12 protein-coding genes are annotated in these 17358 nt (G+C 60.5%); 2 read left to right on the top strand and 10 right to left on the bottom strand.

Annotated elements, in window-relative coordinates:
- Nucleotides 1-2: 2 nt before the first annotated feature.
- Genes CWI75_RS08595 through CWI75_RS08620 form a run of 6 tightly spaced genes read right to left on the bottom strand, consistent with a single transcriptional unit; the run spans nucleotide 3 to nucleotide 6928 of the window.
- Complete coding sequence (locus CWI75_RS08595; RefSeq protein ID WP_162300033.1) at nucleotides 3-1679, bottom strand: BatD family protein; 1677 nt, start codon at nucleotides 1677-1679, stop codon at nucleotides 3-5.
- Entirely contained in the window at nucleotides 1663-3498 is a 1836-nt protein-coding gene (locus tag CWI75_RS08600; protein ID WP_101521103.1) for a VWA domain-containing protein, read from the bottom strand. The genes CWI75_RS08595 and CWI75_RS08600 overlap by 17 nt, the downstream gene beginning before the upstream one ends.
- Nucleotides 3491-4540: a vWA domain-containing protein gene (locus CWI75_RS08605; protein WP_101521104.1), complete on the bottom strand. Its 1050-nt coding sequence runs from the start codon at nucleotides 4538-4540 to the stop codon at nucleotides 3491-3493. The genes CWI75_RS08600 and CWI75_RS08605 overlap by 8 nt, the downstream gene beginning before the upstream one ends.
- On the bottom strand, nucleotides 4537-5022 hold the full coding sequence (locus CWI75_RS08610; RefSeq protein ID WP_101521105.1) for a DUF4381 domain-containing protein: 486 nt from the start codon (nucleotides 5020-5022) through the stop codon (nucleotides 4537-4539). Before CWI75_RS08610 ends, CWI75_RS08605 begins: the two co-directional genes overlap by 4 nt.
- Entirely contained in the window at nucleotides 5019-5960 is a 942-nt protein-coding gene (locus CWI75_RS08615) for a DUF58 domain-containing protein (RefSeq protein WP_101521106.1), read from the bottom strand. Before CWI75_RS08615 ends, CWI75_RS08610 begins: the two co-directional genes overlap by 4 nt.
- Nucleotides 5961-5971: 11 nt before the next feature.
- On the bottom strand, nucleotides 5972-6928 hold the full coding sequence (locus tag CWI75_RS08620) for an AAA family ATPase (RefSeq protein ID WP_101521107.1): 957 nt from the start codon (nucleotides 6926-6928) through the stop codon (nucleotides 5972-5974).
- Between the two features lie 250 nt (nucleotides 6929-7178).
- Here CWI75_RS08620 and CWI75_RS08625 point away from each other — a divergent pair, with 250 nt between their 5' ends.
- The gene (locus CWI75_RS08625; protein WP_101521108.1) at nucleotides 7179-12026 is read left to right on the top strand and encodes an NAD-glutamate dehydrogenase; all 4848 of its coding nucleotides are present in this window, start codon (nucleotides 7179-7181) and stop codon (nucleotides 12024-12026) included.
- A gap of 61 nt (nucleotides 12027-12087) precedes the next feature.
- Here CWI75_RS08625 and rmf read toward each other — a convergent pair whose 3' ends face one another.
- The gene (gene rmf / locus CWI75_RS08630; RefSeq protein WP_101521109.1) at nucleotides 12088-12291 is read right to left on the bottom strand and encodes a ribosome modulation factor; all 204 of its coding nucleotides are present in this window, start codon (nucleotides 12289-12291) and stop codon (nucleotides 12088-12090) included.
- A gap of 268 nt (nucleotides 12292-12559) precedes the next feature.
- Between rmf and CWI75_RS08635 the strand changes: the two genes are divergently transcribed.
- Entirely contained in the window at nucleotides 12560-13588 is a 1029-nt protein-coding gene (locus CWI75_RS08635; protein ID WP_101521110.1) for a DUF2235 domain-containing protein, read from the top strand.
- Here the strand turns inward: CWI75_RS08635 and glcF are convergent.
- Genes glcF through CWI75_RS08650 form a run of 3 tightly spaced genes read right to left on the bottom strand, consistent with a single transcriptional unit; the run spans nucleotide 13574 to nucleotide 17310 of the window.
- Entirely contained in the window at nucleotides 13574-14803 is a 1230-nt protein-coding gene (gene glcF / locus CWI75_RS08640; RefSeq protein ID WP_101521111.1) for a glycolate oxidase subunit GlcF, read from the bottom strand. The genes CWI75_RS08635 and glcF overlap by 15 nt on opposite strands.
- A 9-nt stretch (nucleotides 14804-14812) precedes the next feature.
- Nucleotides 14813-15883 (bottom strand): glycolate oxidase subunit GlcE, encoded by a 1071-nt coding sequence (glcE, locus tag CWI75_RS08645; protein WP_101521112.1) that lies wholly within the window; start codon nucleotides 15881-15883, stop codon nucleotides 14813-14815.
- On the bottom strand, nucleotides 15880-17310 hold the full coding sequence (locus CWI75_RS08650; protein WP_101521113.1) for an FAD-linked oxidase C-terminal domain-containing protein: 1431 nt from the start codon (nucleotides 17308-17310) through the stop codon (nucleotides 15880-15882). Before CWI75_RS08650 ends, glcE begins: the two co-directional genes overlap by 4 nt.
- Nucleotides 17311-17358: the final 48 nt, after the last annotated feature.

Below are 17358 nucleotides of genomic sequence, written 5' to 3' on the forward strand. Positions count from 1 at the left end.
TCCTAACGAGCGCTGCCCGGGTACAGGTCCAGCACGGCATCGCCCGCTGCGCCTGTAGTCGGTTTTGCCTGCTGGTGACGTGTCACTGCCGCCAGTAGCGCCGTTCCATCCCAGGGACCGGTATGGTCGCCATACAGAGCCCGGTCCAGTTGCGAGACCGCTCCTGACAGGTCGGGGTCGCCCAGGGTAGTGGTCAGCGTCGCCAGGCTTTGGCACGGTGCCGGGGCGAGTCGGGCCTGGCCCCACGCGAGCAGTGCCTGACGGGCCTGTGCGGCACTGTTACTGGCACAGGCGGCCTGTAATCGCTTGAAGGCCCTCCCGGCGGCGCGGTTTTCCTTAGGCTTGTCAGCGGCAGGCGTCGCTACCTGTCCTCTCTGGCGACGGTGCCAGACCACCGTTGCCAGCCAGCCCAGCGCACACACCAGCGTCAGTATCTGCCAGAGCCGCAGCCGGGCCTCGTTAACCGCGCCACCCCGGCTCGGCGATGTGACAACGACGGCACTGGTGTCCGGTGCCGGAAGAGCGGCAGCCCCCGGTGCTGCGGAGACAACGATATTCCGGGCCGGCAGGACGGCGTGGCGCAGCGTATCAGCCTCGGTATCCCACCAGGGAATCCTCAGTTCGGGAAGCGTCAGGTTACCTGATGCAGTTGCCACGAGGGCGGCGCTGTCCTGGCGTAAACCGACCAGGCCGATGTCATCTTCGCGATCCTCAACCCGTGGTTGGTCGGGGTAGTATTTGAGCCCCGCGATCTGTACAAATTCAACAGGCGGCAATTGCGCACCCTGGAGACCCTCGCCACGCAGGCTTATGGTGCGGGTGACGGACTCTCCAGCCTGCAATTGCTCCGGTGCGGCTGACCAGCTTTCCTCCAGGATGAGATTGCGCGCCGGCAGCCAGGTACTGCCGGGAAAGGCATCGGGGCGCGGTTTCACCGTAACGGTCAAGGGTTCGCTACGTCGCTGTACCTGGCGACCGCTGCTGCCGAAGTCAAATGCCCGGCGTCGGGCCTGGCTTTCCCGTGCAGTAAACACCTGGACTGGGATTTCCAGGGTGCCGCTTTGCTCCGGGAAAATGGCATAACGCACTTCGTGGACCAGCCGGGGCTGGCCATTAACATTGCGCTGGAAAGATTTCTGTTCCAGGGGTTTGGCGAATGCATTGGCAAGCTGCAGGTCACTGATACTGCGGTTATCCAGGTTGATTGCCTGTTGAATGCGCAGCGTCAGCACTATCTGCTCCTGGACATACACCTCGGTGCGATCCACCTCTGCTTCAAACAGGACCGACTGGTCGCCATCTTCCACAGTCGGGGTAGGGCCAACCTCAATGGCGATCGGCTCACTGTTACCAGCGTCGGTACTGAAAGCGGGAATATAGGCGGTACCCTCGCGGCGAGGCAACAGGTCCAGGGTCAGCTGGCGGGTTCGCGAGCGCTGGCCGTTGATAATATTGGTGTTGCTGCTGGTGCCGCGTTGCAAAATCTCGAAATCAGCGAGCAAGAGGCGCAGGTCAAGGTCGTTCAGGTCCTCGTTGCCGGTAGAGGTGATAACCAGGCGAAAACTGTCGCCCAGGGCAAGATTCCTGCGGTCTACAGAGACGTCAAACGCAGCGTGCAGTGCGCTGCTGAACATCAGCAGCAGGGCGCACAACGCCAGTTGGCTACCAGTTCGCTTCATTTGTATTCCTTGGTTGTTGCTGTTGTCGCTTGCGACTTTCATACCTGAATTTTTCCCGCAGCAATCCCGACGGGTCATCCGGTACCCGGCGCAGCCATTGCTCCAGCGCCTGGTTGCGTTCCGCTTCCTCCAGGGAAAGTTCCGGGACCTCTACTTCGGGAAGTGGTTGACCGTCGGCCGCCGGAGTCGGCGAGGCGTCCCCCGGTGTTTCCGTCGTTTCATCGAGCAGCGGGTCAGCAGCCGGTTGTTGCTGTTCGGGGCGTGGTTGTTCCGGTTCGGCAGACGGTTCCCGCTCGCCGTTTTGTTCAGGCTTTTGGTCAGCAGGAGGCTCGCCGGCGTTCTCTGCCGCCTGCGGATCGCCCTGCTGGTCATTCTGCTCGCCGTCTGATTGTCCCGGGTCCTGGGACTCTTCGGGAGAGGGCTGCTGTCCCTCCTGTTCCTGTTGCTGTTGCTGCAGGGCTTCCACCAGTGCGAGGTTGGTCTCCGCATCGGCGCGCCCGGGTTCCAGCTCAAGAGAACGTTTATAGGCATTCGCCGCCGGCACCAGTTCACCCTTTCGGGCCAGGGCATTGCCGCGGTTATACCACGAATCGGCGCTGTCCCGGGCACTGAAATGCTCTGCAGCCGCGCTGTAATCACCCTGGGCAAAAGCCGCGGTGCCTGCCCAGTCAGGGTTTTCAAACAGTTCGGCGGCGCGTTCGGCGTCGCCCTCCTGTAGAGCGCGAAGGCCCTGCTGGTCGGGAGTGAACCACAGGTCCTGCCAGCTCTGGGCAGTGGCGGGCTGGGGATCAAGCAGCAGCACCAACGGCAGTACACCGCCCAGCATCCAGCCGCGACGGAACAGGGCCAGTGCCAGCGGCAGGAGCAGCAGCACCAACCAATAGCCCTGATCCTCCCAGGTGTCCGCTGAGGTGTCTGTAGTGATGGTGTTGTCCGTTCCCGGGAGAGTTTGTTCCGCGAGCAGATAGGCGAGGTCACTGTTGTTAATCTCCAGGCGCCGATAGCGCCCGCCAGTATCGCGAGCCAGTTTTTGCAGGGGGCCCTCGTCAAGTCCCGGCAGCACGATTGCACCGTTACTATCCCTGACAAACCCGCCACCAGGCAATGGCATCGGCGCCCCGCTGGCCGTGCCCAGTGCCAGCACCGAAAGGGTTGCCCCACTGCCGCGCAGGGCCCTGGTGGCACTCGATACCTGGGCGTCTGCAGTGCCATCGCTAAGCACCAGGATGCGGCCGCTGATCATGCCGGCCGAGTGCAGCAGTTCAACCGCAAGCTCCACGGCACCCGACAGGTCGCTACCCGGTAGCGGCATCATGTCCGGTTTCAGCGCCGGTAGCAGATTGGTGATGGTCTGGATATCATCCGTTAGTGGTGTTACCACGTGCGCATCGCCGGCATAGGCTACCAGCGCGGTCTGGCCTTCGCGCCGCTCAGCCAGCAAGTCGAGCAGTTTCTGCCGCGCCCGATCCAGTCGCGACGGCGCCTGGTCCGTGGCTTTCATTGAATAACTCAAGTCCAGCACCAGAACCAGGGCATCCTGTACCTGCTCCATGGGCTGCGGCATTTTCTTGAAACTGGGACCGGCGGCGGCAACGCAGGCGAGCAGCCAGGCCACCAGGATAACCGGTACCAGCGTGTTGCGAGTGCGCCGGTCATCGCGGCCGATGAAATGGCGTAGCAGCTCCGGCGCAATAACCCTGCTCCAGCCGCCACCCTGCAAGCGCTGCCGCCATAGCAATAAGGCCAGGCCAAGGGCGGGCAGGGCGCACCAGAGCCAGGCCGGGCGTATCAGGTGAAGGCCAGATAGTGCCTCAATCACGGCGTTGCTCCCGTATCCATGCAGCCGGCGTTCGCAGTGTGCCGCCCAGGCGGCGCCAGTGTTGTATTGCCAGCCCGAAGCTCAGCAGAAGTGCCAACAGCAGTGGCCAGTGCGCCAGGGCCTGACGGGGACGATAAACCGCGACGTCCTGTTCCACAGGCTCGAGCTTATCCAGCAACTGATAGATCCCCGCCAGTTCCTGGGGATCCCGTGCCCGGAAATAGCGACCACCGGTGAGCCTGGCGATTTCCAGCAGCGTCTCCTCATCGAGGTCGGCGGAGGGGTTTACCCGGCGGCTACCAAAGCTGGAGCCGAACAGGCCAGGAAGAGAAAGCTGGTCGGCGCCGACACCGATAGTGTAAATGCGGATACCAAGGCCCTGCGCCAGGCGCGCGGCGTCCAGCGGCGTAATGGAACTGGCAGTATCCTGGCCATCAGTAAGCAGCACCAGCACCCGGCTTTCGGCAGGTCGCTCCCGCAGGCGTTTGACTGCCAGCCCAATAGCATCCCCAATCGCCGTTTCCTGGCCGGCAAAACCGATCTGGGCCTCCAGCAGAAACCGCTCCACGGTTGTTACATCAAAACTCAGGGGCGACTGGACGTAGGCGTTGCTGCCAAACAGGATAAGCCCCAGTCGGTCACCCCGGCGGCTGTTGAGGAATTCCGCGCCGACGCCCTTGATCGCATCAATGCGGCGCACGAGACTATTGCCAACCTGCATATCTTCAACACGCATGCTGCCCGATATATCGATCGCCAGCATCAGGTCGCGACCGCTTTTGGGTAGCTCAATGGCCTCTCCGACCCAGGTGGGTCGAGCCGCGGCCAGCAACAGGCACAGCCATAACGACCACAATATCAGCAGAGTGCCGCGACTGGCGCTATTGGAATGAGGATTGCGGCCCTCGCTGAGCTGTTGCCACTGGTTGAAGAAGGGCGCGCGCAGGGCCGGTTCCCGATTGTTTGCCGGCGGCGCCCAGCGCTGCACGAGCCACGGTAGCGGCAACAATAAAAGAACCAGGGGCCATAACCACTCGATCATCTGCGGCTCCGGTGCAAACGGAGCCAGGCCCGCGTGGCTTTTACCAGCTCGTCACTATTCCCGACTTGGGGTGCGGCACTGTAGGCGTCTGGGCCGATTGACTCGGGGAAGCGCAGGGAGCTACCGCGTTGCTCCAGGCCATCGTTGAGGAACTGCAGCCAGCGTTCCCCGGTAACAGAAGCCATTTCGCTTTTCGGGTAGCTGTGCAGGACAACCGCTTTTAGCAGACTGTTAACCTCACCGAGCAGACGCGCGGGGTCCTGGTGGTAGGCATGGCTATCGGTGATCCTCGCCAGTTGTTGCAGTGCCACGCGCCGGTAGCGATTGCGCCGGTAGCGACGCCACAATAGAAAGGCCATCACCGACAGCCCTGCCACCAACAGGCCCAGCAAGAGCCACCAGCCCGGTGCCGGAGGCCACCAGGAGAGCGCTTCTGCCGGTCGCAAGGGTTGCAGGTCGGCCAGTGGATCCTGGGGATTCATCGCCGGGCCTGCCCGAAATAGCGCTGTAACAGCTGGAATGGCGAGTCCAGGGTCGAAGCCTGCAGCAACGGTATGCCCAGTCGCTGTAAATCCTGGTTGAGCGCTTCGTTGCGGCTGGCCTGTTGTTGTTCAAAGCGCTGTCGCAGGCGCTGGTCAGTCGTCGTCAGTTCACGGCGCTGTTTGCCGTCGGTTACTGCGTAGCGACCCGGCGGCGGCAATGTCTGCTCAATCGGGTCGATACAGGACAGCGCGGTGATTTCGGTATGTTGTGCCAGGCGCGACAAATGTTCCCGGGCGGCAGGGGTCTCGGCACCCTGGAAATCGCTGATCAGGTAGACACTGCTGCCCGGGCGTACTATCCGGCGCAGGTTGGCGAGCATGGTGCCCAGGCTGTCCTCTTCCCCGGGGTACTCGAGCGGCAGGGCCCGATTGAAGGATTCCACTTCTGACAAAATCGCCAGTACTGTTTTGCGGCTGCGCCGGGGGCGTATTTCGCGGTGATCGTGCTCATTGAAAACCAGGCCCCCGACCCGGTCGCCGTTGCCAAGTGCGCTCCAGGCCAAGAGGCTTGCCAGCTCCGCGGCGAGTACGGATTTGCAACAATTACGCGAGCCGAAAAACAGGCTGCTACGCTGGTCCACAACCACCAGTACCGGGCGTTCGCGCTCCTCACGGAATACCTTGGTATGGGCAGTGCCGGTACGTGCGGTCACCCGCCAGTCAATGGTGCGGATATCGTCGCCAGGCTGGTAGCTGCGCACTTCTTCAAAGTCAATACCGCGACCGCGGAAGTTCGCCTTATTGGGGCCGGCAAGCGTCGACAGGGCACGCGTGCGCCGGGTCAGTTTCAGCTGGCCCGCAGCCAGGCGCAGGCCTATCAGTTTTGCCAGGTCAATATGGGCGCCCACTGCAGGTTGGGTGAAATCAGACGTCCGCATCAACAACAGCCTCAGGCTGCAGGCACCAGGGCCAGCAGTTCCGCAATAACCTGATCGACGGTGGTGCCGTTGGCCTCGGCTTCAAAGCTGAGGATGAGGCGGTGTCGAAGTACATCGGCGGCAACTGCCTGAACATCGTCGGGGCTGACAAACTCCTGACCCCGCAGCCAGGCGTGTGCGCGGGCGCAGCGATCAAGGGCGATTGTCGCGCGGGGACTGGCCCCATACTCGATCCAGCTGCTCAGGTGCTCGGCATAGAGTTCGGGCTGTCGCGAGGCAATGACCAGCTGCACAATATAATTCTCAACCGTACTTGCCATATGCAGATTGAGAATTTCACGGCGAGCGGCGAAGACTGCTTCCTGACTCAGCGGTGGAGGTGCGGTGGTGGCGCTACCGCCGGCTTCCGCGCGGGTCAGGCGAAGAATGGCCATTTCGGCCGCCGCATCGGGATAGCCGACATTGACGTGCATCAGGAAACGATCAAGCTGGGCCTCGGGCAGTGGATAGGTGCCTTCCTGTTCAATAGGATTCTGGGTCGCCATTACCATAAACAATTCGGGAAGTGGCCAGGTATCGCTGCCCACGCTTACCTGGCGTTCGGCCATGGCTTCTAGTAAGGCCGACTGCACCTTGGCCGGCGCCCGGTTGACTTCATCGGCGAGCACGAGATTGTGGAAGATGGGGCCGCGCTGGAAATGAAAGCTCGCTTCCTGGGGCCGGTAGATCTCGGTACCGGTCACGTCCCCGGGCAGCAGGTCAGGGGTGAATTGTATGCGGTGGAAACTGCCTTCAATGCCATCGGCGAGGGCCTTGATGGCCCGTGTCTTGGCCAGTCCGGGAGCCCCTTCAACCAGTAAATGGCCATCTGCGAGCAAAGCGATGATGAGTCTCTCCACCAGGTGGGCCTGGCCGATAATCTGCCCGCTAAGCCAGGTTTCCAGTGTTCTTATATCTGCACTTGCCACGCAGTCTCCTCAATAGTGTGTTTTTTCGGCCGCTGGAGCCACAGCGCCGCGGGCACTTTGTCATGAGCGCGCATTGTAGCCAAACAGGTGGCGTTGTTCACGTCCCCGTGTCAGGGTGACCATGAGACTGGCCCAGTGTGTAAAAGTTCCGGTGCGTGGTAACTACATCCACGGTCGTTTACGCTAGACTGCATCCAGTGATAACAATACCAGAATGGCCTGTTGCAGGCCCGGAGTATACGCGCGAATTATGGCCTGGGATGCATTGAAAAAAAACCTGCTGGACGAGCTGTCTGTACACATAGAAAAGCACGGTGCCCCGCAGGATCGATTGTCGCTGCATAGCCTGGCGGCGGTTTTCTTCAGTCGCTTCCCTGCAGAGGACATGCGTAATCGTGCGGTTGAAAACCTGTATGGCTGCCTCTACGGACTTTTACATTTTATGCAGTCCTGGGACGCTCCCGAGCCCAAGGTGCAGATTTTCAATCCCGATATCCAACGGCACGGTTGGGAGAGTAACTCTACGGTCATTGTCATTCTCTGTCGGGACCTGCCGTTTTGCACGGCATCGGTTCGCGGCGAGCTGAATCAGCGCAATATCCGTATCCACACACTTGCCAGTTGCAATCTGGAATCCCGGCGGGAAATTGACCACCAGCTGATTGAAGTGCTGCCAGCCGGGCAGGCAGAATTCACCGAGGTCTCTCACGAAAGCCTCCTGTATTTTGAGATAGGGCGGCACTCGCACCCGGAGCAACTTACCGAGTTGGGAGATATCCTGCGCGATATCCTCCAGGAGGTCGCACTGGTGGTCGACGATTTTTCCGCAATGCGGACCCAACTCCAGGCAGCCCGCGAAACTATCGCAGCCACAAACTGCGTTGACCCCGTCTATCGCGATGAGGCGGTCAAGTTCCTGCAATGGCTGGAGCGTGACCGCATTACCATGCTCGGTTATGAATACCTGCAAGTGAACCGGCAGGGTCCTGATTTTGAAGTGCTGGTTGATGAGAGCCGGAGCCTGGGCATGCAGCGCCTGCGCACCACCCGTGGTGCCCTCGATTTGCAGGACGATCTGAACAGTATGGCATCCGAGGAACTGCAACGGCGGCAATTGAGTTTTGCCAAGTCGAGAACCCGGTCACGTGTGCACCGGCAGGCCTATCCCGACTACATTGAAGTCAAGGTCTTTGACCCCTTGGGTGAAGTCATTGGCCAGCATCGTTTTATCTGTTTGTATACCTTGTCCGTGTACACCATGAACCCCATGTCGATACCCATTTTGCGGCGCAAGGTCCGCCAGGTCGTGCAGCGTTCCAAGCTGGACCCGACCGAACACGACGGGCGCGAGTTGGCCCGGGTGCTGGAGTTGTTCCCCCGGGATGAGTTGTTTCAATCCAGTGTCAGGGAGTTATCGGAGACGGTTTCCGCGATCAACCGTATCCAGGAGCGTCGCCAAACCCGCCTTTTTGTGCGCCGCGACGCGCACGGCAAGTTTTTCAGCTGCCTGGTTTACATGCCGAGGGATCGCTACAACACCGAACAGAGACTGCTGATACAGGAGATCCTGTGCAGGGCATTCGGCGCTGAAGATGCCGAGTTCAACACCTATTTTTCTGAGTCCGTACTGGTCCGCGTACACTTCATTTTGCGGGTTAACCCGACGATCGAACAAATTTATGACGTTAATGAAATTGAGGAGCAGATCGTGCAGGCGACACTGGTATGGGAAGACCGGCTGCGAATTCGCCTGATTGAAGAGTTTGGCGAAGAAGCGGGTGAGCAATACGCGCGCGACCTGGGTGCGGGTTTTCCACCCGGTTATCGCGACGATTTTGACCCGCGCGTAGCGGTGATGGATATCAACCAGATCCTGTCCCTGCAGCGCGATGAAGCTCTTGCCATGCGGCTGTATCGCCTGCTGGAGGAGGGTGATGACAAACTGCGGCTGCGCCTGTATCAGCGCGGCGAGTTATTGCCGTTGTCCGATGTGTTGCCCATTCTCGAGAATCTTGGCTTGCGAGTGGTCTCGGAGCGACCTTACGGTGTGCGGGCCAGCGACGGCAGCCGGTACTGGATCCAGGAATTCAGCCTGATTTATTCACTGTCCAATAATATTGACCTCGAGCAGGTGCGGGACGAGTTCGAGGATGCCTTCAGCCGCATCTGGTTTGGCGAGGCAGAAAATGACTCATTCAACCGGTTGCTGCTCGGCACTCGCCTCAGCTGGCGTGAAATCGCACTGTTGCGCGCCTATGCCCGTTACCTGCGACAGCTCCAGTTCCCATACAGTGTGGACTACATCGCCGAGACGATGGCCAATCACCTGCATATTACCGCAGGTATCGTGGAGCTGTTCCTGACCCGATTTTCCCCGGTTTTTGACGGCGATGATGAGTGGCGGGCGCAACGCGAAGTGGCAGTGGAACAGCGTATCCTGGACGCTCTCGAGGAAGTGCAGAATCTTGGCGAGGACCGCATCATTCGCCAGTTTGTAACGGTGATCAAGGCGACACTGCGTACCAATTTTTTCCAGCAGGCGGACGACGGCAAACTCAAGTCCTATTTCTCCTTCAAGCTCAGCCCCCGGGATATTCCCGGTGTGCCCCAGCCGATACCGCTGTACGAGATCTTTGTTTATTCCCCTCGTATCGAGGGTATACATTTGCGTGGCGGCAAGGTGGCGCGCGGCGGTTTGCGCTGGTCAGACAGGCTGGAGGATTTTCGTACCGAGGTGCTGGGCCTGGTTAAAGCCCAGCAGGTAAAAAATGCGGTGATCGTTCCAGTCGGGGCCAAGGGCGGCTTTGTGGCCAAGTGCCTGCACGCCGAAATGAGCCGCGATCAGGTGCAGGAAGAGGGTATCGCCTGTTACCGGATATTCATCCGCGGCTTGCTGGATATTACCGATAACCGAACCGAGACTGGTATTTTGCGGCCGCCACTGGTGGTATGCAAGGATGCCGAAGACCCCTATCTGGTAGTGGCAGCCGACAAGGGCACCGCCACGTTCTCCGACATTGCCAATGCCATTTCCCATGAATACCAGTTCTGGCTGGGCGATGCCTTTGCCTCCGGCGGCAGTGCCGGTTACGACCACAAGCAGATGGCCATTACTGCTCGCGGCGCCTGGGTTTCAGTGCAGCGGCATTTTCGCGAGATGGGGGTCAACACACAGCAAGAAGATTTTACCGTGATCGGCATCGGCGATATGGCCGGCGATGTGTTTGGCAACGGCATGTTGTTGTCGCCCCATATCCGGTTGCTCGCCGCTTTCAACCACCTGCATGTGTTTGTTGATCCGGAACCCGACGCAGCGATCAGTTTTGGCGAACGCGAACGCCTGTTCAAGCTGCCGCGCTCGAGCTGGAGTGACTACAACAGCGAGTTGATTTCCGCTGGCGGTGGCATTTTTTCGCGCTCGGCCAAGGCCATCACCATTTCGCCGGAAATGAAGGCCCGCTTTGATATTCATAGCGACCACCTGACCCCGAATGACCTGATTTCCCATGTTTTGCGCGCGCGAGCCGACCTGTTATGGAACGGCGGCATCGGCACGTATATCAAGGCCACGACGGAATCCCACACCGACGTTGGCGACAAGTCGAATGATTCCCTGCGGGTAGATGCCACTGATCTTCGCTGCCGGGTTATCGGCGAGGGTGGCAATCTGGGGATGACCCAGTTGGCGCGGGTAGAGTACGCACTGCATGGCGGGCGTTCGAACACCGACTTTATCGATAACGCCGGTGGGGTCGACTGTTCCGACCACGAGGTTAATATCAAGATCCTGCTGAATGCGGTCGTCGCGCGCGGTGATCTTACTGAAAAACAGCGCAACATCCTGTTGGAGGAAATGACCGACAGTATCGCCCGGCTGGTGCTGCAGAATAACTATCGGCAGGTGCAGGCAATAAGCCTTGCGGAGTTGCAGGCAGAAGAGCGCAATGGTGAGTTCCGGCGTTTTATCAGCACCCTGGAACAGACCGGAAAAATCAATCGGGAGCTCGAATTTATTCCTTCCGATCAGGCACTCGCCGACCGGAAAGTGCAGGGCAAAGGGTTGACGCGGCCGGAGCTTGCGATACTGGTGTCCTATAGCAAATCTATCCTGAAGGAAGCGCTTATTGAGTCAGACCTCGGTATTGATCCGCATCTGGCGGGCGCAGTAGCCACGGCATTTCCGCCTCTCTTGGTGGAGCGCTACCCCGATGAGGTCAGGGAACACCGGCTACGCCGCGAGATCATGTGCACCCAGGTGGCCAACGATATCGTAAACCGTGCGGGATTCAATTTTGTCGCCCGGTTGCGCAAGGCGACCGGTGCCCCGGTCGCGGATATTGCCCGTGCCTACACCGCGGTCATGAGTATCTATGCAGTGGACGACATCTGGGAGCAGATCGAGGGGCTGGATTACCAGATCGATGCCATTGTGCAGCAACAGATGATGCACAGTCTCATCAGGCTTGTGCGGCGAGCGACTCGCTGGCTGTTGCGTAACAGGCGCCATGAAATGTCGCCAACCCTGGCGATAGCCGAGTTCGGCGACGGGGTCGCCCAGTTACAGGCAGCCCTGCCCGCCATGCTACGGGGACGGGCCGGAGACCAGTACAAGGCTTTGTCGCGCCATTACCAGAGCAAAGGGGTCGAGCCGGCGCTGGCCGAGCTGGTCGCCGGTTCACTACAGGGCTATACCGCCCTGGGCATTATTCAAACAGCCCACGAAACCGGCGCGCAGTTGTTTGAGGTGGCGGAACTGTATTTCGAGCTGGGTGAGCGCCTGGAGCTCGACTGGTTCGGCGGCCAGATTATTGCGGCCAAGGTCGAAAACGAATGGCAGGCCATGGCGCGGGATACCTATCTGGAAGACCTTGAATGGCAACAACGTGCACTGGCAGTAGGGGCTTTCCGTCATCGACAGCCTGATGACGAAAGTCTCGAGACATGCATTGCTGCCTGGGAACACCAGCAGGCGCAATTACTTGGGCGATGGCACGATATGTTAACCGAGCTACACACTACAGATGCACCGGATTTCGCGATGTTCGCGGTGGCCATACGGGAGTTGCTGGACCTGGCGCAGAGCAGCCTGCACGTTTGAACGGGGGCTGGAAACAGCCCCCGGCACCTCTGTTCAATTCGTTATTGTGTTTCCGGGTGTTTCAGGAAACACGCATTTTGTGGACGCCTGAGATACCCGTCAGGCCATCCCATTGATCAACACGACCTTCACGCCAACCGGATACCCAGTGCTGGCGCTGTTCCTCCTGGGCATGTGGGCAGAAATCAACACTACGACCGGAAACCCCGGCACGATAGCCACGGTCAAAAGCCCGGGAACTGGTGTCGCGTTTATGTTTTTTCATAGAACTGCCTCCCTTGAGACGTTGCTTCCACAAGCGCCGACAGTGGAATGGGTGTGTGCTCTGGTGGGCACTGCCGACTCCTGTGGGTGAGCTGTGAACTGTACGGAACGGAAAAACCGTAGGCCGGTACATCGCAGTACGCGCGAACGCGCATTTTTATCTAAGCAGAGATAGTGCCCGGCGTCGACTATTGATTTGGAACAAGGGATCTCGCGCTTATAACCAAATCCGGTTTAGACTATCTGCTACCGCGATTCGGAGCAGCGCCATGGGGAAGTATCAAGGCAAACACATTGTGATCTGTGCGGATGGTACCTGGAATGATCCTGAGAGTGAAAACCCGACCAATGTGTTGCGGGTCGCGAGGGCACTGAGCCCACTGACCCCGGCCGGGCACAAACAGGTCGTGTTTTACGATTGGGGGGTTGGCTCCTATTATTCCCGGGTGAGGGGCGGTACCGGCGGCCTTGGCATGGTGAAGAATATCCAGGATGGTTATCGTTTTATTGTGCAGAATTACAATCCGGGTGATCGCCTCTTTCTGTTCGGGTTCAGTCGCGGTGCCTACACGGTCCGTTGCCTGGCGGGAATGCTGAATAACTGTGGCATCCTCAAGCGCGAACAGGCGCAGCGGATTCCCGAGGCGTTTGACCTTTACAAGCGACGTAACGCAAAACCTGGCTCCGCGGCCGCCGAGCGCTGGCGACGTGCCAATGCCGTAGAGGGCTCCAGGGCTTCAGTGGATTTTATCGGCGTCTGGGATACCGTAGGGGCACTGGGTATTCCCACCCGGGTGTTGGCTTTTGCCGAGGAAAAAGACCTGTTTTTTGACCCGGTGCTGGGCAGCAATGTGCGGGTGGCGCGTCACGCTGTGGCCATGGACGAAGAACGTGCAGATTTCGAGCCCACCCTGTGGCATGAGTCAGGCAGCGCGGATCTCCAGCAGGTCTGGTTTGCCGGCGTACATGCGGATATCGGTGGCGGCTATGCGGCGGATAAAACCGGTGCCCTGCTCAGTGACATTCCGCTGGCCTGGATGGCTCGCGAAGCCGAGGCTGCGGGCCTGGTATTTGAGCCGCACCTGGTTGATCCGGGGAATCTTGATCACACTGCGGGTGCACATCGTTCCTACCAGCGTTTCTGGCGCGCCCTGGGGCGCTATCAGCGCCGAATGCCGGTTACCGCCCAGGTGCACGAATCCGTGTACCTCCGGCACAAGGCTGGCGTGGACAGTTCGCCTGTGCTGGCGCATTGGCTGCAGTTGCGGGACGGCAAATGGGGTTTACTTGCGGGCTGAGACGGGTCTCGCCGGATCCAGCAGCTCGATCCAATGGACAACGGGTACCGCCGCCGTTGCCAGCTGCAGTTGGCAGCCGATATTGGCCGTTGCAATGATCGCCGGCTGGTCCCCGCTCAGGGCCCTGATCTTGCGCCGGCGCAAAGAGTCGCTGAGCGCGGGCTGCAGTAATGAATAGGTGCCCGCAGAGCCGCAACACAGGTGATCTTCACGAGTATCTGCCAGGCTGAAGCCCGCGCGCCGAAGCACTGTGGCCACCAGTGTGGGTTCCCTGAGCGCATGTTGCAGCGAGCAGGGTGTGTGTACCGCAACCTTGCCGCAACCGGTGTCGGGACGCAATGACGACAGATCCTCGCGCTCCAGGACCTGGCCCAGGTCGCAGGCCAGCTCACTGACCCGCCGCGCTTTTACGGCGTAGGCAGGATCATCGGCCAACAAGCGACCGTAGTCTGCCAGCATTGCGCCACAGCCTGAAGCACTGCTCACAATGGCCTCGGCACCGGCTTCAATGTGGGGCCACCAGGCATCAATGTTGTGGCGCAGATTGGCCAGCGCACCGGTCTCGTTGCCCAGGTGTTGTTGCACGGCACCGCAACAGCCGGACCGTGGGGCCGCCTGCAGGCTGATACCCAGTTGATCTAATACACGGCGTGCTGCATCGTTGGTGTTCGGGGTGGCCGCCGCTTGTACACAGCCTTCGAGAACCAGCATCGTGCGTGGCCGGCTGGTCGCGGGCACAGGCAGCCGTTGCTGCCGGCGTGGAATCTGCAGGCGCAGCGGCCCTGGCACCAGAGGTCTCAGTCGTTGCCCCACCCCCAGCAGTAGCGCAAATAATCGCGGCCGGCTGATGGTTTCGCGCAGCAGCCAGCGATACAGCCGCATGGGCCGGGGCCTTGGTGCGGCCTGCTCCGTCAAATGCTGGCCCAGTTCTGCCAGTTGTGCATATTTGACGCCCGACGGACAGGTGGTTTCGCAGCTGCGGCAGGTCAGGCATCGATCGAGATGGTGCCGCGTGGTAGCCGAAGCGGTGCCGGTCTCCAGTAATTGCCGAACAAGATAAATGCGGCCCCTGGGGCTGTCCCGCTCATCCCGGGTTTCCAGGTAGGTCGGACAGGTTTCCAGGCAAAAGCCACAGTGCACGCAGGCGCTCAGCAGGTCCCGGGCACCTTTTGCGGCGATGCTGTCGGCCAGGTCAGGATGTAAGTCAACGTGCATATAATAATCCTAAAGCCAGCTGTAAAGGCGGCCCGGGTTCAGTATCCGATCCGGGTCAAAGGCCTGCTTGAGGCGCAAGTGCAGGCGCTGCTGCACCGGGTTCAGTTGTGGGATATCAGGCATTCCGGTACTTTCTACGCCGGGCCGAAACAACCCGGCGTAGCCACCGTGACTGGCGGCATAGCGAGTCAGCGCAGCAGCAGTGCCTTCACCGTCGGTCGAGAACCAGCGCAGTGCGCCGCCCCAGTCTACCAGAAGCGGTGGCCGGGCTTCGGGCAATGGTGCGTCGCTGCGTAATGACACCCGCCACAGCGACTGGTCGCCGAAGGCCGCCAGACGGTATTCCCGCAGGGCTTCCCAGGGTGTGGCTTCCGGCGCAACGCAATCGCCGCCCCAGGCGGCTGCGGTTCGGCTGACCGCGCTCTCGGCACCGGACAGACGCAGGTACAGGCAGCCGTCAAACCAGCATGCGGCGCTCAGGGGTTTGGGCTCGTTAGCACGCCGGAGCATGGTGTCGAGTGCGGTTTTCGCGTCCATCTCCAGTGCCAGCGTCGCCACGGTTTCCGGTTGCGGCATTACCTTCAGGCTGATCTGGCTGATTATTCCCAGAGAGCCCAGCGCGCCGGCCTGGAGGCGGGCCACATCGTAGCCTGCAACATTTTTCATGACCCGGCCACCGAAGTTCAACAGGTGACCTTTACCGCTGATCAATTGTACTCCCAATACGGCATCCCGAATTGAACCACCCCAGGGGCGGCCGGGCCCGGAACTGTTGCAGGCCAGGGTGCCGCCAATGGTACCGCGGCCCGCGCACAGGGGCGGCTCAAAGGCCAGCATCTGGCCCTGGGCGGCGAGCGCGTGCTCGATCTCGGCGACAGGCGTGCCGGCTCTGGCAACCAGCACCATTTCCCCCGGCTGGTAGTCAACGATTCCCTTGTGGTCTGCTACGTCCAGCACCCCGGCCGTACAGTTGTGGCCGTGCCATAGCCGCTTGCTGTCGGCTCCGCGAATATACAACGGCTCGCCGGCAGCGCGTGCGGCGACGACCTGTTCGCAAAGGTGTTGGCTTAAATCAGTCATGTCCGCGCCGGGAGCGCCCGATATTCCTGGCAGCGTTTCAGGATCGGAATGCCCTTACCCGGATTAAGGGTCAGTGCCGGGTCGAAGGCCGCCTTGATATCTTCCAGCAAATGCAGCTCCTCCACCGTAAACTGGCTGGGCATTTGTTGCAGTTTTTCAAGGCCCACACCGTGTTCCCCGGTAATACAGCCTCCCACCGCAACGCTCAACTCGAGGATGTCGGCGCCGAATGCTTCCGCTTTGCGGATTTGCTCCGGGCAGGCGGCATCAAACAGGATCAGCGGATGCAGATTGCCATCGCCGGCATGAAATACGTTGGCTACCGCCAGCCCGTAGTGAGCGGAGAGTCGGCTGATTTCCTCAAGCACTACCGCGACCTTGCCGCGGGGAATAGTGCCATCCATGCAGTAGTAGTCCGGAGACAGGCGCCCCACCGCGGGAAATGCCGATTTGCGCCCGCGCCACAGCAGGGCACGCTCCTGCTCGTTGGCCGATACCCGCAGCGAGCTTGCCCCCTGTGCGGTAAACAGGGCGTGAACCTTTTCCACATGGCCAGCCACCTCCTCGCGGGTACCGTCGAGTTCACACAACAACAGCGCGGCGGCCTCGCGCGGATAACCGGCACCGGCGAAATCTTCAGCAGCCCGGATGGCCAGTGCATCCATCATCTCCAGCCCCGCCGGTACGATGCCTGCGGCTATTACTGCGCCCACGGCATCCGCGGCGGCTGCGACGGTGGCAAAACCGGCCATGACCACTTGCGCCAGTTCCGGCTGCGGCAACAGTTTTACGGTAATTTCCACTACCACACCCAGCAGGCCTTCGGAGCCGGTGATCAGTGCCAGCAAATCGTAGCCGGGACCGTCGTAGCCGCTGCCACCGAGAGTGACCTGTTCGCCGGCCACGGTAAGCAGGGTCACCGCCAGCACATTGTGTACGGTGAGACCGTATTTGAGGCAGTGTACCCCGCCTGAATTCTCAGCCACATTGCCGCCAATGGTGCAGGCGATCTGGGAAGAAGGATCCGGGGCATAATACAGGCCACTCGCGGCTGCCGCCTGTGAGATCGCGAGGTTGGACACCCCCGGTTGTACCCGCGCTGTTCTCGCCAACGGGTCAATGGCAATAATGCTGTCCAGCTTGCTGAGCACCAGCAGGACACCGTCCGGATGTGGCATGGCCCCGGCCGACAGGCCGGTGCCGGCGCCCCGGGCAACCACGGGTACACCCAGTTGATCGCAGGTTTGCAGCACCTGCTGCACTTCCGCAACGGTGCCCGGTAGTACGGTAACGATCGGTAATTGCCGATACAGCGGCAGGCCGTCACACTCGAATGGGCGTTGCGCTTCCGGCTCGGTAATAATCGATGACTCGGCCACCACGGCGCTCAGTGCCCGTACAAGATCGCTTTGCGGTGATCTGCTCATACAACATGGTATCCTGATTTCAGCGCATGAATAATAACGTATCCGGGC

The organism is Kineobactrum sediminis (genome assembly GCF_002868715.1).
Classification (GTDB): Bacteria; Pseudomonadota; Gammaproteobacteria; order Pseudomonadales; family Halieaceae; genus Kineobactrum; species Kineobactrum sediminis.